The sequence below is a fragment of the Mammaliicoccus sp. J-M40 genome (assembly GCF_022386395.1).
In the GTDB taxonomy this organism is placed as follows: Bacteria; Bacillota; Bacilli; order Staphylococcales; family Staphylococcaceae; genus Mammaliicoccus; species Mammaliicoccus lentus.
The window spans coordinates 54,882-75,893 of record NZ_JAJNIQ010000011.1 but is presented as its reverse complement, the minus strand read 5'-3'; the positions used below and the strand labels follow the sequence as shown (position 1 = coordinate 75,893).

Annotated in this window: 17 protein-coding genes; 16 read left to right on the top strand and 1 reads right to left on the bottom strand. The window is 33.1% G+C overall.

Annotated elements, in window-relative coordinates; all coding sequences use genetic code 11:
* The first annotated feature begins 184 nt into the window (after positions 1-184).
* The 16 genes from ileS to LQ688_RS11365 all read left to right on the top strand — a co-directional run bounded on the left by ileS (position 185) and on the right by LQ688_RS11365 (position 19,100).
* Entirely contained in the window at positions 185-2,935 is a 2,751-nt protein-coding gene (ileS, locus tag LQ688_RS11440) for an isoleucine--tRNA ligase (RefSeq protein WP_239752768.1), read from the top strand.
* A gap of 174 nt (positions 2,936-3,109) precedes the next feature.
* A complete protein-coding gene (gene lspA / locus LQ688_RS11435; RefSeq protein WP_064211145.1) occupies positions 3,110-3,589 on the top strand; it encodes a signal peptidase II in 480 nt (159 codons plus the stop codon).
* Positions 3,586-4,509: an RluA family pseudouridine synthase gene (locus LQ688_RS11430; protein WP_239724726.1), complete on the top strand. Its 924-nt coding sequence runs from the start codon at positions 3,586-3,588 to the stop codon at positions 4,507-4,509. The genes lspA and LQ688_RS11430 overlap by 4 nt, the downstream gene beginning before the upstream one ends.
* 206 nt (positions 4,510-4,715) lie before the next feature.
* Positions 4,716-5,237 carry a bifunctional pyr operon transcriptional regulator/uracil phosphoribosyltransferase PyrR gene (gene pyrR, locus LQ688_RS11425; protein WP_017000567.1) on the top strand — a complete coding sequence of 174 codons (522 nt, stop codon included), beginning with the start codon at positions 4,716-4,718 and terminating at the stop codon, positions 5,235-5,237.
* A gap of 147 nt (positions 5,238-5,384) precedes the next feature.
* Positions 5,385-6,686 (top strand): uracil permease, encoded by a 1,302-nt coding sequence (gene uraA / locus LQ688_RS11420; RefSeq protein WP_017000569.1) that lies wholly within the window; start codon positions 5,385-5,387, stop codon positions 6,684-6,686.
* A gap of 18 nt (positions 6,687-6,704) precedes the next feature.
* Positions 6,705-7,607 (top strand): aspartate carbamoyltransferase catalytic subunit, encoded by a 903-nt coding sequence (locus tag LQ688_RS11415; protein WP_064204068.1) that lies wholly within the window; start codon positions 6,705-6,707, stop codon positions 7,605-7,607.
* Positions 7,595-8,878 (top strand): dihydroorotase, encoded by a 1,284-nt coding sequence (locus tag LQ688_RS11410; RefSeq protein ID WP_017000573.1) that lies wholly within the window; start codon positions 7,595-7,597, stop codon positions 8,876-8,878. Before LQ688_RS11415 ends, LQ688_RS11410 begins: the two co-directional genes overlap by 13 nt.
* Positions 8,871-9,971: a carbamoyl phosphate synthase small subunit gene (locus LQ688_RS11405; RefSeq protein WP_239724727.1), complete on the top strand. Its 1,101-nt coding sequence runs from the start codon at positions 8,871-8,873 to the stop codon at positions 9,969-9,971. Before LQ688_RS11410 ends, LQ688_RS11405 begins: the two co-directional genes overlap by 8 nt.
* Complete coding sequence (gene carB, locus LQ688_RS11400) at positions 9,964-13,137, top strand: carbamoyl-phosphate synthase large subunit (RefSeq protein WP_239724728.1); 3,174 nt, start codon at positions 9,964-9,966, stop codon at positions 13,135-13,137. The genes LQ688_RS11405 and carB overlap by 8 nt, the downstream gene beginning before the upstream one ends.
* 12 nt (positions 13,138-13,149) lie before the next feature.
* Positions 13,150-13,908 carry a dihydroorotate dehydrogenase electron transfer subunit gene (locus tag LQ688_RS11395; protein WP_017000579.1) on the top strand — a complete coding sequence of 253 codons (759 nt, stop codon included), beginning with the start codon at positions 13,150-13,152 and terminating at the stop codon, positions 13,906-13,908.
* Positions 13,905-14,831, top strand: a complete 927-nt coding sequence (locus LQ688_RS11390) for a dihydroorotate dehydrogenase (RefSeq protein WP_017000581.1) — start codon at positions 13,905-13,907, stop codon at positions 14,829-14,831. Before LQ688_RS11395 ends, LQ688_RS11390 begins: the two co-directional genes overlap by 4 nt.
* A complete protein-coding gene (gene pyrF / locus LQ688_RS11385) occupies positions 14,832-15,524 on the top strand; it encodes an orotidine-5'-phosphate decarboxylase (protein ID WP_017000583.1) in 693 nt (230 codons plus the stop codon).
* Positions 15,525-15,529: 5 nt separating this feature from the next.
* Positions 15,530-16,138: an orotate phosphoribosyltransferase gene (gene pyrE / locus LQ688_RS11380; RefSeq protein ID WP_064204133.1), complete on the top strand. Its 609-nt coding sequence runs from the start codon at positions 15,530-15,532 to the stop codon at positions 16,136-16,138.
* A 28-nt stretch (positions 16,139-16,166) separates the two neighbouring features.
* Entirely contained in the window at positions 16,167-16,445 is a 279-nt protein-coding gene (locus LQ688_RS11375; protein ID WP_064204064.1) for a hypothetical protein, read from the top strand.
* A gap of 325 nt (positions 16,446-16,770) precedes the next feature.
* The gene (locus tag LQ688_RS11370; RefSeq protein WP_174700882.1) at positions 16,771-18,366 is read left to right on the top strand and encodes an SLC13 family permease; all 1,596 of its coding nucleotides are present in this window, start codon (positions 16,771-16,773) and stop codon (positions 18,364-18,366) included.
* A gap of 326 nt (positions 18,367-18,692) precedes the next feature.
* Positions 18,693-19,100: a VOC family protein gene (locus LQ688_RS11365; protein WP_194200836.1), complete on the top strand. Its 408-nt coding sequence runs from the start codon at positions 18,693-18,695 to the stop codon at positions 19,098-19,100.
* 68 nt (positions 19,101-19,168) lie between these two features.
* Here LQ688_RS11365 and LQ688_RS11360 read toward each other — a convergent pair whose 3' ends face one another.
* Positions 19,169-20,860: an Rqc2 family fibronectin-binding protein gene (locus tag LQ688_RS11360; protein ID WP_239724729.1), complete on the bottom strand. Its 1,692-nt coding sequence runs from the start codon at positions 20,858-20,860 to the stop codon at positions 19,169-19,171.
* Positions 20,861-21,012: the final 152 nt, after the last annotated feature.

Genomic DNA, 21,012 nt, shown 5'->3' with positions numbered 1-21,012 from the left:
AAGCGAGCTAGGGATGGTGAAAGCCTAGTCGAATAATTTCTTTAGGTATCACCTTTTCATAAAATTATATATAGTTAATGAGTGAACTCTAAGTTGAGTTAATAAGGGTGGTACCGCGATTACTTCGTCCCTATTATTTCAACTTAGAGTTTTTTATTTTAATAATTGAAGGAGATTAAAACTTATGGACTACAAAGACACGTTACTTATGCCAAAAACAAGCTTCCCAATGAGAGGTGGACTTCCAAATAAGGAACCTCAAATTCAAGCTGAATGGGATGAAAAAGACTTATTTAATAAAATTTTAGAAAAAAATAAAGGTAAAACACCATTTATTTTGCATGACGGACCTCCTTACGCAAACGGTAATCTACACATGGGTCATGCATTGAATAAAATCTTAAAAGATTTTATTGTTCGTCATAAAGCAATGACTGGTTATTATGCACCTTATGTTCCAGGTTGGGATACACATGGCTTACCTATTGAACAAGCATTAACAAATAAAGGTGTTAAGCGTAAAGAAATGTCAGTCGCAGAATTTCGTGAAAAATGTGAAGAGTTTGCGCTTGAACAAATCAAAGTACAAAAATCTGACTTTAAACGTTTAGGTGTAAATGGTGATTGGCAAAACCCATATATTACTTTAAAACCTGAATTCGAAGCAGCTCAAATTCGCGTATTTGGAGAAATGGCAGCTAAAGGTTTAATTTATAAAGGTAAAAAACCAGTTTATTGGTCACCTTCAAGTGAATCATCTTTAGCAGAAGCTGAAATTGAATATAAAGATAAAAAATCACCATCTATTTATGTAGCTTTTAAAGTAGTTGATAGTAAAGGTGTTGTAGATGAAGATGCATCATTCGTTATCTGGACAACAACTCCATGGACAATTCCATCAAACTTAGGAATTGCTGTTAATCCTGAACTTACTTATGTACAAGTAAATGTTGAAGGTAAAAAATATGTAGTAGCAGAAGCGTTATTAGATGCTGTTTGTGAAGATTTAGACTGGAATAAAGAAACAATTGTTCGTGAAAAAGAATTTAAAGGTTCTGAACTTGAATATGTTACAGCGCAACATCCATTTATCGACAGAACATCATTAGTAATTTTAGGCGATCACGTAACTACAGACGCAGGTACTGGTTGTGTTCATACCGCACCTGGACACGGGGAAGATGACTATGTTATCGGACAAAAATATGATTTAGGTGTAATTAGCCCAATCGATGATAAAGGTGTTTTCACAGAAGAAGCAGGAGAGTTCGCAGGGCAATTTTATGATAAAGCAAACAAAACAATTACAGAAAAATTAGATGAAGTTGGAGCACTATTAAAACTATCATTCTTTTCACATTCGTATCCACATGACTGGCGTACGAAAAAACCGGTTATCTTTAGAGCGACTGAGCAGTGGTTCGCTTCAATTAGTAAAGTAAGACAAGATATTTTAGATGCAATTGATACAACTAAATTTAAAATTGATTGGGGTAAAACACGTTTATACAACATGATTAGAGATAGAGGAGAATGGGTAATTTCTCGTCAAAGAGTTTGGGGCGTACCATTACCTGTATTCTATTCTGAAAATGGCGATATCATCATGACAGAAGAAACAATTAATCATGTTGCTGATTTATTCGAAAAACATGGATCTAATGTTTGGTTTGAAAGAGAAGCTAAAGATTTATTACCTGAAGGATTTACACATGAAGGTAGTCCTAATGGTGTATTCACTAAAGAAACAGATATTATGGATGTTTGGTTCGATTCAGGCTCTACGCACAGAGGAGTACTTGAAACTAGACCTGAATTATCTTACCCAGCTGATATTTATATTGAAGGAAGTGACCAATATAGAGGTTGGTTTAACTCTTCAATTACAACTTCAGTAGCAACAAGAGGCATTTCACCATATAAAATGTTACTTTCACACGGTTTTGTAATGGATGGTGAAGGTAAAAAAATGAGTAAATCTCTTGGTAATGTTATCGTACCAGATAAGATTGTTAAACAAATGGGTGCTGATATTGCTCGACTATGGGTGAGTAGTGTTGATTACTTGGCTGATGTTCGTATTTCTAATGAAATTTTAAAACAAACTTCAGATGTTTACCGTAAAATCAGAAATACATTCCGCTTCTTATTAGGAAACGTGAATGATTTTAACCCAGCAACTGATAGTGTTTCTTATGATGAAATGCTTGAAATCGATCAATACATGCATAACCGCTTAAATCAATTTATCGGTAAGACATTATCACATTATGAAGCTTACGACTATTTAGACATCTATCAAGATATTCAAAACTTTATCAACGTAGATTTAAGTAATTTCTACTTAGATTACGGTAAAGATATTTTATATATTGAAAAAGCAGACTCATTAAAACGTCGTAGTATGCAAACCGTATTATATGAGACATTAGTTAAATTAACTAAGTTATTAGCGCCAATTATCCCACATACTGCAGATGAAATTTGGGGTCATATTCCACATGTTGAAGAAGAAAGTGTACATTTAACAGATATGCCTGAACCACATGAAATTGATACTGTATTAATGGAAAAATGGTCTCAATTCATGAAATTAAGAGACGATGTTAACAGAGCTCTAGAAGTAGCACGTAATGAAAAAGTAATTGGTAAATCATTAGAAGCGCATATTACTTTATCTAACTCATCTGAGTTTGATACTGTTGATTTCTTAAGTAAATTTAATGATTTAAATCAATTATTCATTGTATCAAAAGTTGACGTTGTAGATGAATTAACTGAAGGTACAGAATATGAATTAGTTAAAGTTAAAGTTGACCATGCAGAAGGTGAAAAATGTCAACGTTGTTGGAACTATTCAGATCAATTAGTTTCAGTTAATGGACTAGATCACTTATGTCCTCGTTGTCAATCAGTTGTAGCAACTTTAGGTTAATCATTTAATTTAAAAAACAATTTGTTGTGTAAATAAATACTCCTATTAAAGTTTTCACTTTAATAGGAGTATTTTTAATGTAATAACATAAAAATAGATGTTTAATATTATTTGTCATATTAACAAACCTACCTGTTTATGTGGTAAAATAATCAAGATTGGAGTGAACAATAAATGCGTAAAGGTTATAATATTCCTATATGGAGTATTTTTATAGTTATAATTATAGCGTTAGACCAATTAACAAAATATATGATTGTAAAATCATTAGAAATTGGTGATTCTGTAAAAGTTATTAAAAATCTTTTATATATAACTTCTCATCGGAACGAAGGTGCTGCGTGGGGTATTCTTCAAGGGAAAATGTGGTTGTTCTATATTGTGACAATCGTTGTGTTAGTTATATTAGTTATGTTCTTTAAAAGCGAAGGTTATGGAAAACCATTAATCCAATTCGGTCTGAGTTTATTAATAGCTGGTTCGATAGGTAATTTTATAGATCGATTGTTTAGAAGTGAAGTAGTAGATTTTATAGATACGTATATATTTGGTTATAATTTCCCGATATTTAATGTTGCAGATGCAGCTTTAACAATTGGTGTTATTGTATTAATTATTGTAATTTTATTTGAAGGCAAGGAGGAAAAAGCTTGAATACGTTTGAATTTAAAATAGAAACAGAGCAAGAAGCGGGCGTAAGAATTGATAAATTGTTACCTGAATTAAATCCAGATTGGTCAAGAAGTCAAATACAAGATTGGATTAAATTAGGTTTAGTTGAGGTAAACGGTAAAGTCGTAAAATCAAATTATAAAACTAAATTGAATGATACGATTGTTGCTACTGAAAAAGTAGTAGAAGAAGTAGACATAGTAGCAGAAGATTTAGACATAGAGATATATTATGAAGATAAAGATGTTGCGGTAGTCTACAAGCCTAAAGGAATGGTAGTACATCCTGCTCCCGGACATTATACTGGAACTTTAGTAAATGGACTTATGTATGCTATGACAGATTTATCAGGCATTAATGGAGAAATTAGACCAGGTATTGTACATCGAATTGATAAAGATACTTCAGGTTTATTGATGGTAGCAAAAAATGATATTGCACATAGAGGACTAGTAGAACAATTAGTCGATAAGACAGTAACTAGAGAATATACTGCTTTAGTACATGGTCATATCCCTCACGAATTCGGTACTATTGAAGCGCCTATTGGTAGAAACCCAAAAGAGCGCCAAGAAATGGCTATCGTTGATGATGGCAAAGAAGCAGTAACGCATTTTAACGTGATAGAAAAATTCGACCAATATACATTGGTGAATTGTCAGCTTGAAACTGGGCGAACACACCAGATTAGAGTGCACATGAAACATATTGGTTACCCATTAGTAGGGGATCCAAAGTATGGTAGAAAGAAAACTTTAGATTTAGGCGGGCAAGCTTTACATGCAGGATTACTTGGATTTGAACATCCTATAACTGGAAAATATATCGAAAAAGAAGCACCTTTACCTGAATATTTCGAAGCGTTAATAGAAAAGTTAAGAAAAATAGAAGATAAAAAATAATTGTAATAATACTAGTTTAATTTCAGATATACTTTGACAATATACTAGAAAAACGATATTATAGTTTTAACAATTAAATCGTCTTTAACAGACAGTCCTGAGAGGCTGAGAAGACATATATGTGCGTGTGGACCTTTTTAAAGGTACCAGTATATACTCATGTCTTCTTAAAGACATGAGTATTTTTTTGTGGAAGGAGATTGAATATGGCTGAAAGAATGATTATGGATGATGCAGCAATCAATCGTGCTTTGACGAGAATGTCACATGAGATTTTAGAGAAAAACAAAGGCACGAAAGATATTGTATTATTAGGTGTGAAAACTAGAGGCGTACACTTAGCAAATAGAATTGAAAAGAAAATCAAATCTATAGAAGATGTACAAGTGCCAACTGGCGAGATTGATGTCACACATTACCGAGATGATGTAGAACATAGTCAAATTAAAGTGAAATCATTTGATATCGAAGTAGATATTAATGATAAACATGTTATTATCGTCGATGACGTGTTATACACAGGTCGCACTGTTAGAGCTTCACTTGATGCTATATTAGACCATGCACGACCACGAAAAATCAGCTTAGCTACATTGGTAGATAGAGGTCATAGAGAGTTGCCTATTAGAGCAGATTACGTTGGTAAAAACGTACCAACTGCTTCTAACGAATCAATAGTAGTAGAACTAGAAGAAATTGACGATAAAACAGCAGTAACATTAAATTAAATAATTCCTTTTAAATCAGTACGAGATACTGGCAAAGGAGCGTTTTTGTAACAGTCTACCTGTATATATTTGTATAGGTATAACTGTATACATAGATCCCTTTGCATATCTTGTAAAGGGATCTTTTTTTGAATAGGAGAATGGAAAATGACACACAACGAAGAAATGTTTGAACGCACGGTTGAACCTATTTTAGATGTAAATGAGAAACCAAAACCTTCTCAATGGTTTTTCTTAAGTTCACAGCACTTATTTGCAATGTTTGGAGCGACAGTATTAGTACCTTTCTTAACAGGATTACCTGTTTCAGCAGCATTAATCGCTTCGGGGCTTGGAACATTACTTTATATTCTAATTACTAAAGGAAAAATACCTGCATACTTAGGATCAAGTTTCGCGTTCATCACACCGATTATAGTCGGTCTTAAATCACACGACCTAGGCGAAATGTTAGTGGCTTTGTTCATGAGTGGTGTCCTTTATGTAATCATCGGATTGATTATAAGGCTTACAGGCACAGATTGGTTGCTGAATTTATTACCACCTGTTGTAGTAGGACCAGTAATTATGGTTATAGGACTTGGTTTAGCGCCAGTTGCTGTCAACATGGCAATGTACACTGATTCAAACGCAATGACTGGATACAGCGGTGTTTATATTACAGTGGCACTGATTACACTGATTACAACAATAATTGTTTCAGTATTCTTTAAAGGATTTTTATCAATAATACCAGTATTGATAGGTATTATTGTAGGTTACATTTCATCATTACTATACGGCATTGTTGATTTAGAACCGATAGCAAAAGCGAAATGGTTACAATTACCAGACATATACATGCCTTTTCATGATTACACACCTTCATTACAGTGGGGATTAATATTAATCATGTTACCGATTGTATTTGTAACGGTAAGTGAACATATTGGGCATCAAATCGTTATTAATAAAATTGTCGGTAAAAACTTTTTCAAAGAGCCAGGTTTACATCGATCATTAATCGGTGATGGCGTGTCAACTATGATGTCTTCTATTATAGGTGGACCTCCAAGTACAACATACGGAGAAAATATAGGTGTACTAGCAATTACAAAAATTTATAGTATATGGGTTATAGGAGGTGCAGCTGTCCTCGCACTTATTTTAGGCTTTGTTGGAAAGTTTACAGCTATGATTTCCACTATACCGACACCAGTCATGGGCGGTGTATCGATACTGTTATTCGGAATTATAGCTTCAAGTGGATTGAGGATGTTGGTAGAAAACAAAATTGACTTTGGTAACAATAGAAATTTAATTATAGCATCAGTAATTTTAGTACTAGGAATCGGAAAAGCACATCTAGATTTTACAGGTATCGGTATTCATTTGAATATTGAAGGGATGGCATTAGCAGCAACAGTTGGTATTTTACTGAATCTCATTTTACCCAAGAAAATAAAATAATTCTAGGAGGCGTTACCCTTGAAAAACATATTATCTATGGCTGATTTAACAAAAGACGAAATATTAAACATTATTCACAAAGCGCAGGATCTAAAAGAACAAGGTATAAGTTCAATTGATAGAAAAGCAACTGTAGCAAATTTATTCTTTGAAAATTCTACAAGAACGAAATGTAGTTTCGAAATGGCTGAAAGAAAATTAGGATTAGACATTTTACCATTTGAAACAAATACTTCATCTGTTCAGAAGGGTGAAACGCTATATGACACGTGTAAAACTCTCGAATCTATAGGAGTTGAAGCGCTGATCATCAGACATAGTGAAAATGAATATTATGAACCTTTAAAATCGCTTAATATACCTGTTATTAATGGAGGAGATGGAAGTGGACAACACCCAACTCAATCTTTACTGGATATTATGACGATTTATGAAGAGTATGGTTATTTTAGCGGGTTAAAAGTTTTAATTTCAGGAGATATTAAAAATTCAAGAGTAGCAAGAAGTAACGCTGACGCTTTAACAAAATTAGGTGCAGAAGTCATGTTCTCAGCTCCAGACCAATGGAAAGAACAGATTTCTGATATTCCTTATGTAAATATTGATGATGTTATTAATGAAATTGATGTGTGCATGTTGTTAAGAGTACAAAATGAAAGACATGATAAAGGTCAATCTTATAGCAAGTCTGAATATCATGTTGGTTATGGCCTTACAAAAGAAAGATACGAACAACTGAAAGATAGTGCAATTGTAATGCATCCTGCTCCGGTAAATCGAGGGGTCGAAATTGATACAAATTTAGTTGAAAGTCCAAAATCTCGCATTTTTAGACAAATGGAAAATGGTGTTTTCGTGAGAATGGCATGTATTCAAGAAGTACTTAATCATAAGGAGGAAAAAGTAAAATGTCACTTATAATCAAAAATGGAAAAATCTTATCTCAAGGTGAACTTGTGAAGAAAGATATACAAATAGAAGATGGTAAGATCAAAAGTATCGCTGATTCAATAGAAGAAGGAAATTTGAAAGTGATTGATGCTAAAGGACATTTTATTTCGCCAGGTTTTGTTGATGTCCATGTTCATTTAAGAGAACCAGGTGGAGAGCATAAAGAAACAATTGAAACAGGAACTAAAGCAGCGGCAAGAGGTGGTTTTACAACTGTATGTCCAATGCCTAACACTAAACCTGTTCCTGATTCAGTTGAAAATCTAGAAAAAATACATGACATTATAAATAAACATGCTGCTGTAAGAGTATTACCATACGCATCTATTACTGTGAGACAAGCAGGTAAAGAGCACGTAGATTTTAAAGCTTTAAAAGAAACAGGCATGTTCCAATTTACTGATGATGGTGTGGGAGTACAGACAGCTTCAATGATGTATGAAGCAATGATAGAAGCGGCTAAAATCAATAAAGCAATCGTTGCGCATTGTGAAGACAATTCACTTATTTACGGTGGAGCAATGCATGAAGGAAAACGTAGTAACGAACTTAACATACCAGGCATACCTTCAATATGTGAAGCTGTCCAAATTGCAAGAGATGTGTTATTAGCCGAAGCTGCTAATTGTCATTATCATGTGTGTCACGTTTCGACTAAAGAAAGTGTAAGAGTAATAAGAGATGCTAAAAAAGCTGGAATTAAAGTGACTGCAGAAGTAACACCACACCATTTATTGTTAACTGAAGACGATGTACCTGGAGACGACGCAATATACAAAATGAACCCACCATTAAGAGCAAAAGAAGACAGAGATGCTTTAATTGAAGGACTTATTGATGGAACAATTGATTGTATTGCAACAGATCACGCTCCGCATGCCAAAGAAGAAAAAGAAGCTTCTATGGTTGATGCACCATTTGGAATTGTAGGAAGCGAAACTGCTTTCCAATTGTTATATACGCATTTTGTTAAAACAGGAAAATTTACTCTAGAACAACTTGTTTCTTATTTAACAATAAAACCATCTGAAACATTCGATTTACCTTATGGACGACTTGAAGAAGGTGGCTATGCTGACCTTACGATAATAGATTTAGAAACAGAAAGACCAATTAAAGCTGAAGAATTTGCTTCTAAAAGTAGCAATACACCATTTATCGATGAAGTTGTATCAGGATACCCAATCATGACAATTTATGACGGTGAAATAGTTTATGAGGAGGCAGTAAAAAATGCGTAATAGAAGATACTTAGTTCTTGAAGATGGCACCATTTATAAAGGGTTTAAGTTAGGTTCAGATGAATTAACAATAGGAGAAATTGTATTTAATACAGCTATGACAGGTTATCAAGAAACAATTTCAGATCCATCATATACAGGTCAAATTATTACATTCACATATCCACTTATTGGGAATTATGGTTTTAACCGAGATGATTTTGAATCATTAACACTGACTTTAAATGGTGTAGTTGTTCGTGAAGCATGTCAAGAACCGAGTAACTTCAGATCTAGTAAAACACTAGATGAAACTTTGAAATTTTATAATATTCCAGGTATTTCCGGTGTTGACACAAGAAGTTTAACTAGAAAAATTAGAAACCACGGTGTTCTTAAAGCTGGTTTTACAGATAATGAAAACGAAATTGAAACAGTTATTCACAGATTGAAAAATGATACGTTAAGAACTGATGAAGTTGAACAAGTGTCATCTATTAGACCGTATATTTCAACAGGAGACGGATATAAAGTAGTACTGATTGACTATGGTAAAAAAGAAAATATTGTACGTGAGTTAAATAGAAGAGGTTGTGATGTGACAGTTGTACCATATCAAACATCTGTAGAAGAAATATTAAATATTGCCCCTGATGGCGTGATGGTTTCTAATGGTCCAGGTAATCCAGAGAGTGTTAAAGAAACGCTAGATACGATTCAATCAATTATAGGAAAAATACCATTCTTTGGTATATGTTTAGGACATCAATTATTTGCACTATCACAAGGTGCAACTTCGTACAAAATGAAATTTGGTCATAGAGGTGCTAACCATCCTGTTATGAACTTAAGTACTGGAAAAGTTGATTTAACAAGTCAAAATCACGGCTACGCTATAGAAGAAGAATCAATCAAAAATACAAAATTAGAAATTACACATATCGCATTAAATGATCGTTCAATAGAAGGTCTGAAGCATAAAGAATATCCAGCTTTCTCTGTACAGTATCATCCGGAAGCTTCTCCAGGACCACATGATTCAAATTATTTATTCGATGAATTTATTGAAATGATTCAATTACATAAAGAGAAGGAGCGTAATATTAATGCCTAAACAAACAGATATAAAATCCATCTTAGTTATCGGTTCAGGTCCAATCATTATAGGACAAGCAGCTGAATTTGATTATGCAGGTACACAAGCTTGTCTAGCTCTAAAAGAAGAAGGATATAAAGTCATACTTGTTAACTCTAACCCAGCCACGATTATGACTGATACAGAAATTGCAGATACAGTATACATCGAACCTTTAACATTGGATTTTGTTAGTAGAATTATAAGAAAAGAACAACCAGATGCACTATTACCAACATTAGGCGGTCAAACAGGTTTAAATATGGCAATTGAATTACATGAAAATGGTGTACTTGAAGAAAATAATGTTCGTTTGTTAGGTACGCAATTATCTTCCATCGCTCAAGCAGAAGACCGTGATTTATTCCGTAATTTAATGAATGAATTAAATGAGCCAGTACCGGAAAGTGATATTGTAAATGATTTAGACGCCGCCATCCAATTTGCGAATAAAGTAGGTTATCCTTTAATTGTTCGCCCAGCTTTTACGATGGGTGGAACAGGTGGCGGAATTTGTAATGATGAGACTGAATTAAGAGAAGTTGTTCAGAACGGTTTGAAATATAGTCCTGTAACTCAATGTTTAATTGAAAAATCAATAGCTGGATATAAAGAAATTGAATATGAAGTAATGCGAGATAAAAATGATAATGCCATTGTTGTGTGTAACATGGAAAATATTGACCCTGTTGGTATACATACTGGAGATTCAATCGTGGTGGCACCAAGCCAAACATTATCAGATGTTGAGTACCAAATGTTAAGAGATGTTTCATTAAAAATTATTAGAGCTTTAAAAATAGAAGGTGGATGTAATGTACAATTAGCCCTTGATCCACATTCTTTAAATTATTATATCATCGAGGTTAATCCACGAGTATCTAGATCCTCTGCTTTAGCTTCAAAAGCAACGGGGTATCCGATTGCTAAATTGGCAGCTAAAATTGCAGTTGGTATGACATTAGATGAAATGCTGAACCCTGTTACAGGCACGTCATATGCAGCATTTGAGCCTGCTTTAGACTATGTTGTTTCTAAAATACCTAGATTTCCTTTTGATAAGTTCGACAAAGGTGAAAGACATTTAGGTACACAGATGAAAGCAACTGGAGAAGTTATGGCTATTGGAAGAACTTATGAAGAATCGCTTTTAAAAGCAATTCGCTCATTAGAATATGGCGTACATCATTTAGGATTACCTAATGGAGATGAATTTGAACTAAACTTCATAGAAGAAAGAATTAAAGCACAAGATGATGAAAGACTTTTCTTCATTGGAGAAGCAATTAGAAGAGGAACATCGTTAGAAAGAATTCATGAACTAACTGAAATTGACTACTTTTTCTTAAATAAATTTAAACACATTATTGAGATAGAACATGAACTTAAAGAAAATAAAGGGAATTTAGAATGTTTAATGTGGGCTAAACAGTATGGATTTAGTGACAAAGTGATTGCGCATAGATGGGAACAATCTGAACGTGAAATTTATGATTTAAGGCAACAACATCAAATCAATCCAGTTTATAAAACTGTCGATACGTGTGCAGCTGAGTTTGAATCAGAAACACCATATTTTTATGGCACTTATGAAGAAGAAAATGAATCAATAGTATCGGAGAAGGAAAAAATTATCGTTCTAGGTTCTGGTCCAATAAGAATCGGCCAAGGAGTAGAATTCGATTATGCAACAGTTCATGCAGTATGGGCGATACAAGAAGCTGGATATGAGGCAATAATTATAAATAATAATCCAGAAACTGTTTCGACTGATTTCTCAATTTCAGACAAACTATATTTTGAACCTTTAACAGAAGAAGATGTTATGAGTATTATTAATCATGAAGAACCAATTGGAGTAGTTGTTCAATTCGGAGGTCAAACTGCGATTAATTTAGCTGATAAACTTTCTGAAAAGGGCATTAAAATACTTGGTACTTCTTTAGAGGACTTAAATAGAGCAGAAGATAGAAAAGAATTCGAAGCTTTATTACAAAAAATAAATGTACCACAACCATTAGGAAAAACTGCAACATCTGTAGAAGAAGCAATAAAAAATGCGAATGAAATTGGTTACCCTGTCGTTGTGAGACCTTCATATGTACTAGGTGGTAGAGCAATGGAAATCGTATACGCTGAAGCGGAACTACGAAATTATATGGAGCAAGCTGTTAAAGCAAGCCCCGAACACCCAGTACTGATAGATAGATATTTAACAGGTAAAGAAATAGAAGTAGATGCAATATCAGACGGGGAAACAGTTGTTATACCAGGAATCATGGAACATATTGAAAGAGCTGGCGTTCACTCAGGAGATTCTATAGCAGTTTATCCACCACAAACTTTAACAGATGAAGAAATTAATATGTTAGTAGACTATACGACTAAATTAGCTAAAGGGCTAAACATTATCGGTTTAATCAATATTCAGTTTGTTTTATCTAAAGGTGAAGTCTTCGTACTTGAAGTTAACCCTAGAGCAAGTAGAACTGTGCCATTTTTAAGTAAAATAACGGACATTCCAATGGCTAAGTTAGCTACAAAAGCAATTACAAATATATCTTTAAAAGAACAAGGATATGAAAACGGATTAGTTCCTTACAAAGAAGGCGTGTATGTAAAAGCACCAGTATTCAGTTTTAGTAAATTGAAAAATGTAGATATTACTTTAGGACCTGAAATGAAATCAACAGGTGAAGTAATGGGGAAAGACTTAACGCTAGAAAAAGCATTATATAAAGGTTTAACGGCAAGCGGATTAAAAGTACAAGATCAAGGTACAACACTGTTTACTGTAAGTGATAAAGATAAAGAAGAAGCTTACATTATTGCAAAACGATTCCATGAAATAGGTTATAGAATTTTTGCAACTGAAGGAACATCAAAATATTTCCAAGAAAAAAATATACCAACTTATACTGTAGGAAAAATTGGTGGAGAACATGATTTGCTATCTGTTATTCAAAAAGGCGAAGTACAATTAGTCGTTAATACAATGACTAAAGGAAAAATTTATGAAAGAGATGGTTTCCAAATTCGTAGAGAATCGGTAGAGAACGGAATTCCTTGTTTAACGTCACTTGATACTGCAAACGCATTAGCAGATGTAATTGACAGTATGACATTTAAAACTGACCAAATGTAGAGGGGGATCACAATGTCTCATTTAATGACAGTTGTATCAAATAATCAAATTGCAGACGCTATTTATGAATTAAAAGTTTATGGTGATATTACGAAAAATATGAAAAAACCTGGCCAATTCGTACACATAAAGGCAGGTATGGGTACTGAACATATGTTAAGAAGGCCTATATCAATTTGTGAAGTGAATCGAGAAGATGAGACTTTCACAATGCTTTTTAGAAAAGAAGGGCAAGGAACTGAAAAAATTTCTAAACTAAAATCAGGAGATTCTATAGATGTTATTGCGCCTTTAGGTAATGGTTTTCCAGTGGAAGAAGCACAAAATACCGCTTTATTAGTAGGTGGCGGTATTGGTGTGCCTCCACTATATGAATTATCTAAACAACTTAATGCAAGAGGAATTAAAACAATTCACGTGTTAGGTTTCCAAAGCGCAAAAGATGCATTTTATGTCGAACAATTCGAATCTTTAGGAGAAACGTATATAAGTACGGTTGACGGAAGTTTAGGTACAAAAGGATTTGTTACAACTGTTATTGAACAATTAGAAACACCTTTCGATATATTTTATAGTTGTGGTCCCAAAGTGATGCTCAAAGCATTAAAAGCACAATTAAGTGATGTTAAAGGTTACATTTCTTTAGAAGAACGCATGGGTTGTGGGATTGGTGCATGTTACGCCTGCGTGTGCCATACTGATGATGATGTAGGTTATGTTAAAGTATGTACAGATGGACCAGTATTCGAAAAAGGAGCCGTTATCATATGAGTAGATTAAATGTAACGCTACCAGGTTTAAATTTGAAAAATCCAATAATGCCAGCAAGTGGATGTTTTGCATTTGGTAAAGAATTTAGTCAGTTTTATGACTTATCAGAGCTTGGATCTATTATGATAAAAGCTGCTACTAAAGAAGCAAGATATGGGAACGAAACACCTCGTGTTGCCGAAACTGCTAGCGGAATGATAAATGCTATTGGATTACAAAATCCAGGGGTTCATCATATTATTGAACATGAGCTAAAATATTTAGAGCAATTTGATGTACCAATTATTGCTAACGTAGCTGGTTCAACAGAAGAAGAATATGTATATGTAGCAGAACACATTTCAAAATCACCTAACGTACATGCATTAGAATTAAATATTTCATGCCCAAACGTTAAAGAAGGTGGCATACAATTCGGAACAGTACCAGAAGTAGCAAGTGATTTAACGAAAAAGGTAAAAGAAGTATCTTCTGTTCCAGTGTATGTTAAACTATCTCCTAATGTTACGAACATTGTTGAAATGGCTAAAGCAATCGCTCAATATGCAGACGGAATCACGATGATTAACACTTTAGTTGGTCTACGTGTTGATGAAAAAACAGGAAAGCCGATAATAAGTAACATTGTTGGTGGTTTAAGCGGGCCAGCAATTAAACCTGTAGCTTTAAGAATGGTTTATGAAGTTAGTCAAAATATTGATATTCCCATCATTGCAATGGGTGGCGTTAGAACAGCTCAAGATGTAATCGACTATATATCAGTAGGTGCAGATGCAGTAGCAGTAGGAACAGCTAATTTTGAAAATCCTACAGTATGTAAAGAAATTATTGATGAATTACCAAGTTTATTAGATAAATTAGGGGTACAACATATTCACGAACTTAAAGGTAGAACATATAGACAAGAAGGAGTTGTAAAATAAATGAAAGATACACCAATTATTGCATTGGATTTTGCAACGCTGAAAGAAGTAGAAAATTTTTTAGACTTATTTGATGAACCACTATTTGTGAAAATTGGAATGGAACTATTTTTACAAAATGGTCCTGATACAATTAAAGCAATTAAGGATAGAGGACACGACATATTTTTAGATTTAAAGCTACATGACATACCAAATACTGTACAAAGTGCATTGGCGGGATTAGGAAAATTTAATATAGATCTTATTAATGTGCATGCAGCAGGTGGCATAGAAATGATGAAATCTGGTTTAAAAGGCCTGAAATCTACGAATCCTAACGCAAAATTAATAGCTGTAACGCAACTTACTTCTACTACTGAAGAACAAATGCAGAAAGAACAAAATATCCAAACATCTATAGAAGACTCAGTTGTTCATTATGCTAAAAATACTAAAGATGCTGGTTTAGATGGGGTCGTATGTTCACCATTAGAATCTAAAATATTAAAAGAAACTCTTGGTAAAGAATTCTTGAAAGTAACACCGGGGATACGATTAGAAACGGATAAAACGCATGATCAACAACGTGTTACAACTCCAGAAGAAGCGAAAAATCTTGGTTCAACACATATTGTTGTAGGCCGTTCAATTACACAACATACGAATCCAGTGGAAAGATATCACGAAATATTACAAAGATGGAAAGGATAATGAACATGACTTCAAATATTGCACAATCATTATTAAAGATAAAGGCGGTTACACTTTCACCAGATGATCCTTATACTTGGAGTTCAGGCATTAAATCGCCAATATACTGTGATAACAGAGTCACGTTAGCTTACCCTGAAATAAGAGAAGACATTTATAAAAGTTTAATTAATTTAATAAAAGAACATGCTAATGAAGTAGAAATTATTTCAGGGACTGCAACAGCTGGCATACCTCATGCTGCATTTATCGCCGATGATATGAAGCTACCTATGAGTTATGTAAGATCAAAAAGCAAAGGGCATGGTAAAGGTAATCAAATTGAAGGTGCTTCAAGCAAAGGAAAAAAAGTTGTTGTCATTGAAGATTTAATTTCTACAGGTGGTTCTTCAATCAATGCAGTAGAAGCATTATTAGAAGATGGCGCTGAAGTATTAGGTGTATTCGCAATATTTACATATGGTATTTCCAAAGCAGAAGAAGCATTTAACAAAATTAATGTTCCATTTTACACTTTATCAAACTATGATGAACTTGTAACTGTGGCAGAAAAAGAAGGATTTATAGAAAATAAAGATATTAAAACTTTAAAAGAATGGAAAGATACTTTATAATGAACTCATATAAAGGGGGCCGTATTTTATGGAAAGTGAACATCGTTTAACTGCTGAAGAAGAACGTGAGCAGATTAAAAAATGGGGACACATTAATGATTTTCTTAAAAAAGATTCTAACAAACCGGCGGACTTTGAGCATTCAAAAGTAAGAGACGATAATTTTAAAGAAAGAACCGGCTATACAAATAATACAAATGTAGACAGAGATAGAAGATATGATTTAGACGATAAAAACATTTTCAAAAGTATAAAAAAAGAACTAGAGAAGAACGGATTCTTTAATACAAAAGAACAAAACAATTAAAAAATTTAAATTATAGCTATTTCTGAGGCTGGGGCATATATACATGCCCCAGCCTCGATTCATTATAATGGCAGTAGCTGACTGGTTTGAAAATGCACTTATATCAAGCTTTTTCAACCCCAGTCATTCTTGCCGAGGTGGGACTACGAAATCTTTTTAATAAAATGAGATTTCTGGCCCACTCTTTTTTATAAATATATATATAATTTTATACTTCCGTATATATAAAAAGCATAAATATTATAATAATTTAATAAAAATAGTATTCTAAAGAAGTAATATTTGTTAAAATGTAAACGAATACAATTTAAGGGGGTAGTAATATATGAAAGAAAAGGGAAATAAACTTACCGATAAGCTTTGGAAAGAAAGTGGAAGAACTAAAGAAATGTTAAAGTTCTTTTCAGCAGATGCATTAAAAGGACAAAAAGAACCAGAACCAAAGTTAAAAGCATATAATACAGCACAGTTAGTAGGATTAATTTTAGGGCCTTTATTATTTTTAATTGTCTTATTATTTGTTAGTCCACCAGGACTCAGCCAAAAAGGGGTTTATGTTATGGCTGTAACACTTTGGATTGCAGTTTGGTGGATTACAGAAGCTATCCCTATTCCGGCAACGAGTTTAATGCCTTTATTCCTATTTCCTTTAGGGGGCGTAATGGATAGCGAAACAGTGTCTAGCGCTTATGGGGATGACATCGTATTCTTATTCTTAGGTGGATTTATTATTGCTATTGCAATGGAAAGATGGAACTTACATACAAGGATTGCACTTGTTATCATTAAAAGTATCGGGACAAGTACAGGGCGAATTTTATTAGGATTTATGATTGCTACTGGTGCTTTATCGATGTTTGTGTCTAATACAGCAGCAGTAATGATCATGATTCCAATTGGTTTAGCTATTATTAAGGAAGCACATGAATTAACAACTGATGATTCTAAAGAACATCATTTATCACAATTTGAAAAATCGCTTGTTTTAGGTATCGGGTATGCCGGTACAATTGGTGGTTTAGGTACTTTAATTGGTACACCACCGTTAATTATTTTAAAAGGACAATATGAGAAAATATTTGGAGAAGAAATTAGTTTTGCCCAATGGATGGTTATGGGTGTGCCAGTAGTTATTATTTTATTAGCTATTACATGGGCATATTTAAACTTTGTGAAATTTAAACACGATATGAAGGAGCTACCAGGTGGTAAAGAAATAATTACAAAAGAATTGAAAGCTTTAGGTAAGACAACTTATGAAGAAAAAATCGTGTTAACATTATTCTGTTTAGCAGCATTTTTATGGGTATCAAGAGAATTTTTACTTTCACAATTTACATTTACAGAGCTTGTTAAAGATGGAACGATTTCAATGTTCGTTGCGGTATTATTATTCTTAGTGCCCGCAAAAAGAAAATTTGCTCGAATTTTAGATTGGTCTATTGCAAAAGACTTACCATGGGGAATTTTATTACTATTTGGTGGTGGTTTAGCTGTAGCATCAGCTATTACAGAAAGTGGTTTAGATAAATGGATGGGTAAACAAATATCTAGCCTTGAAGGTATTAACATCATCTTGATTATCTTTATTGTTACACTGTTCGTACTATTCTTAACTGAGATTACATCGAATACAGCTACAGCAACAATGATATTACCGATTTTAGCGACTATAGCAGTGGGTATACACATACATCCACTTGCACTGATGATACCAGCGGCTATGGCAGCAAACTGTGCATTTATGTTACCAGTAGGTACACCACCGAATGCGATAGTATTTGGTACAGATAAAGTATCCATTCGAGAAATGGCGACAACAGGATTCTGGTTAAACTTATTCAGTTGTGTTGTAATCGTGATATTTGTTTGGTTCATGGTGCCATGGTTATTCGGCATCGATTTAATGTCTACTAAATAAAAAGTGCATAAATATTAAAAACTAATTTTATAAATTACAAATGGATTTATAAATAAAAAGCGTCACTCCGTTAATTCAAAATATGACGGAGTGGCGCTTCAGTTTGCTTTTAGCTTATTATTTTATAAAAGTTTTTATAATCAATGTTTATCCTAAGAACAATTTTATGAAGACATAACCTATAATGATGATTGCTAATAAGATGACAACCGGTAATAATAATGACAATGACATAATATCTCTCCTTTGTCTTTAAACCTTATAATGATTATACTCATTATATAAGATAAAAGAAACAATTTAAATACGTTAATGGAGTGAAACCAATGATACCTAAAATAACAACATTTTTAATGTTTAATGGTGAAGCGGAAGAAGCTATTAAATTTTATACATCTATTTTTAAAGATAGTGAAATACTAACTATGGTTAAGTATGACGAAGAAGGGCCAGGTGAACCTGGAACAGTACAACATTCTATATTTAAAATAAACGGTGAAATTTTTATGGCGATTGATCAAAGTAACGGAGTAGATATTGAAATGAACCCAGCAATGTCTTTATATGTTACTTGTGATAATGCTATGGAAATGGAAACCTTGTATTCAGAATTAAAGTCAGGCGGTGCTATTTTAATGCCTAAAACAGAAATACCCCCAACTTTTAGAGAATTCGCATGGGTACAAGATAAATACGGCGTTAATTTCCAATTAGCATTGCCAGAAAATCAATAAAAAATAGCAGTGAATTCTCCACCAACGTGGAATTTTCACTGCTATTTTTATAACTTTATTTTGGTAAATTATTTTTTTAATAATTTCTTTATATCATCATAGTCAGTTGTAACATATAGCGTCGATTGATGATCATAAGTTACAAATCCTGGCTTTGCTCCGCTTGGTTTGTGTACATTTTTAATTTCAGTATAGTCTACAGGTATTTGACCTGATTGACTTGCTTTTGAATAATATCCTGCAATCATTGCCGCTTCATTTATCGTTGTTTCTGTAGGCTCTGTATCTTGTATAACAACATGTGAACCTGGAATATCTTTAGTATGGAACCAAAGTTGGTTCTTTCTTGCGATACGATGTGTAAGATAATCGTTTTGTTTATTATTTTTACCTAATAATATTGTTTGACCATCAGATGATTCAAACGTTGTTAAAGTAATTTTATTAGATTTTTTCTTTTTATTATTTTTACGTCTTTTTACAAATCCTTGTTCTTCTAACTCTTCTCTAATATCATCAATATCTTCAACAGAAATATGTTTAAGTTGTTGTTCCAATGACTCGAAATATAGAATGTTAGATTGAGTAAGTTTAATTTGTTTTTCTAATTCTATTTCACGCGTTTTTAAACGGTTATATTGTTTATAATAATATTGTGCATTCATAGAAGGTGATTTAGTTGGATCTAAAGGAATAGTAATAGGCTCGTTATTGTAATAATTAATTGTTTCTAACGATTCATCACCTTGTTTTATTTGATACATATTTGCTGTAATTAATTCACCATATAATTGTTGTATATCTTTAGTACTTGCTGCTTCTTGTTCGTTAATAAGTTTTTCTAACTTATGCTTATTCTTCTGTAAATGTTGGTCAACAATTTTAACTAAGTCTAATGCACGTTGTTTTACACGTTCTCGTTCTCCACGAGATTCATAAAAACGGTCTAAACATTCATGTAATGTGTTAAAACTTGTATAGTCTTGTCCATAAGAATGTAGAGGCATAAAATAGAAAACTTCTTTACCAGTTGAGTGGTTGTTATATATGACTGGCTTAGGTTCTTCCTTTACTTCGTTAATCACTTCATCGAATGCTTCTACAAGCGTACTTTGGTTCATGAACGGTCTTCTAGATACAATTTCTTTTGTGATAAGTGGACTAAATCCTTCGAATTGTTGAAGTAATTGTCTATCAATTTTACCAGAATTAAAATCAATATATTTATTAATATCGTCTACTTCAAAAGGATTCATTTTCTTAGTTGTAGGTGGATATTCATATTTAAAACCTGGCATAATCGTACGAGCAGTATTTGTATTTGGTGTATGATGTTTAAACCCATCTATAATTTTACGTTCACCATCTACTAAAATAATATTGCTATGTCTTCCCATTATTTCTAAAATGAGGGTACGTTTTCTTAAGTCACCAATTTCATCTCTCGAATGAATATCGATTTCAACTAATCTATCATTTCCAATTTGCGTTATCGCTTGTATGATACCACCATCGATATGTTTTCTTAAAACTCTTAAGAACATCGGTGGATCAAAAGGATTCTCTAGTTTTTCTTCAGTAAGATGAAATCTACTAAAATTAGCATGCGTAGATAATAATAGATGATTATTCTTTCTTTCACTACGAATTGTTAAAATAATAGTGTCGTTACTTGGTTCTGTTATTTTATGAATTCGCCCAGTTACGAGCGATTGTATATCTTCTACTATCTTTCTTGTAAATAAGCCATCAAAAGCCATTTGCATTCACACCTTTTTAAAAAGTCAATTTATTGTAACATGTAAGGGATTAAATGAGTATATTTCTGTTTAAAGTTTACAACCTCTCTAGCCATACAGAATTGAAGTATGGTAAGATATAAAAAACAAAATGATGATAAATCGTTAGTATT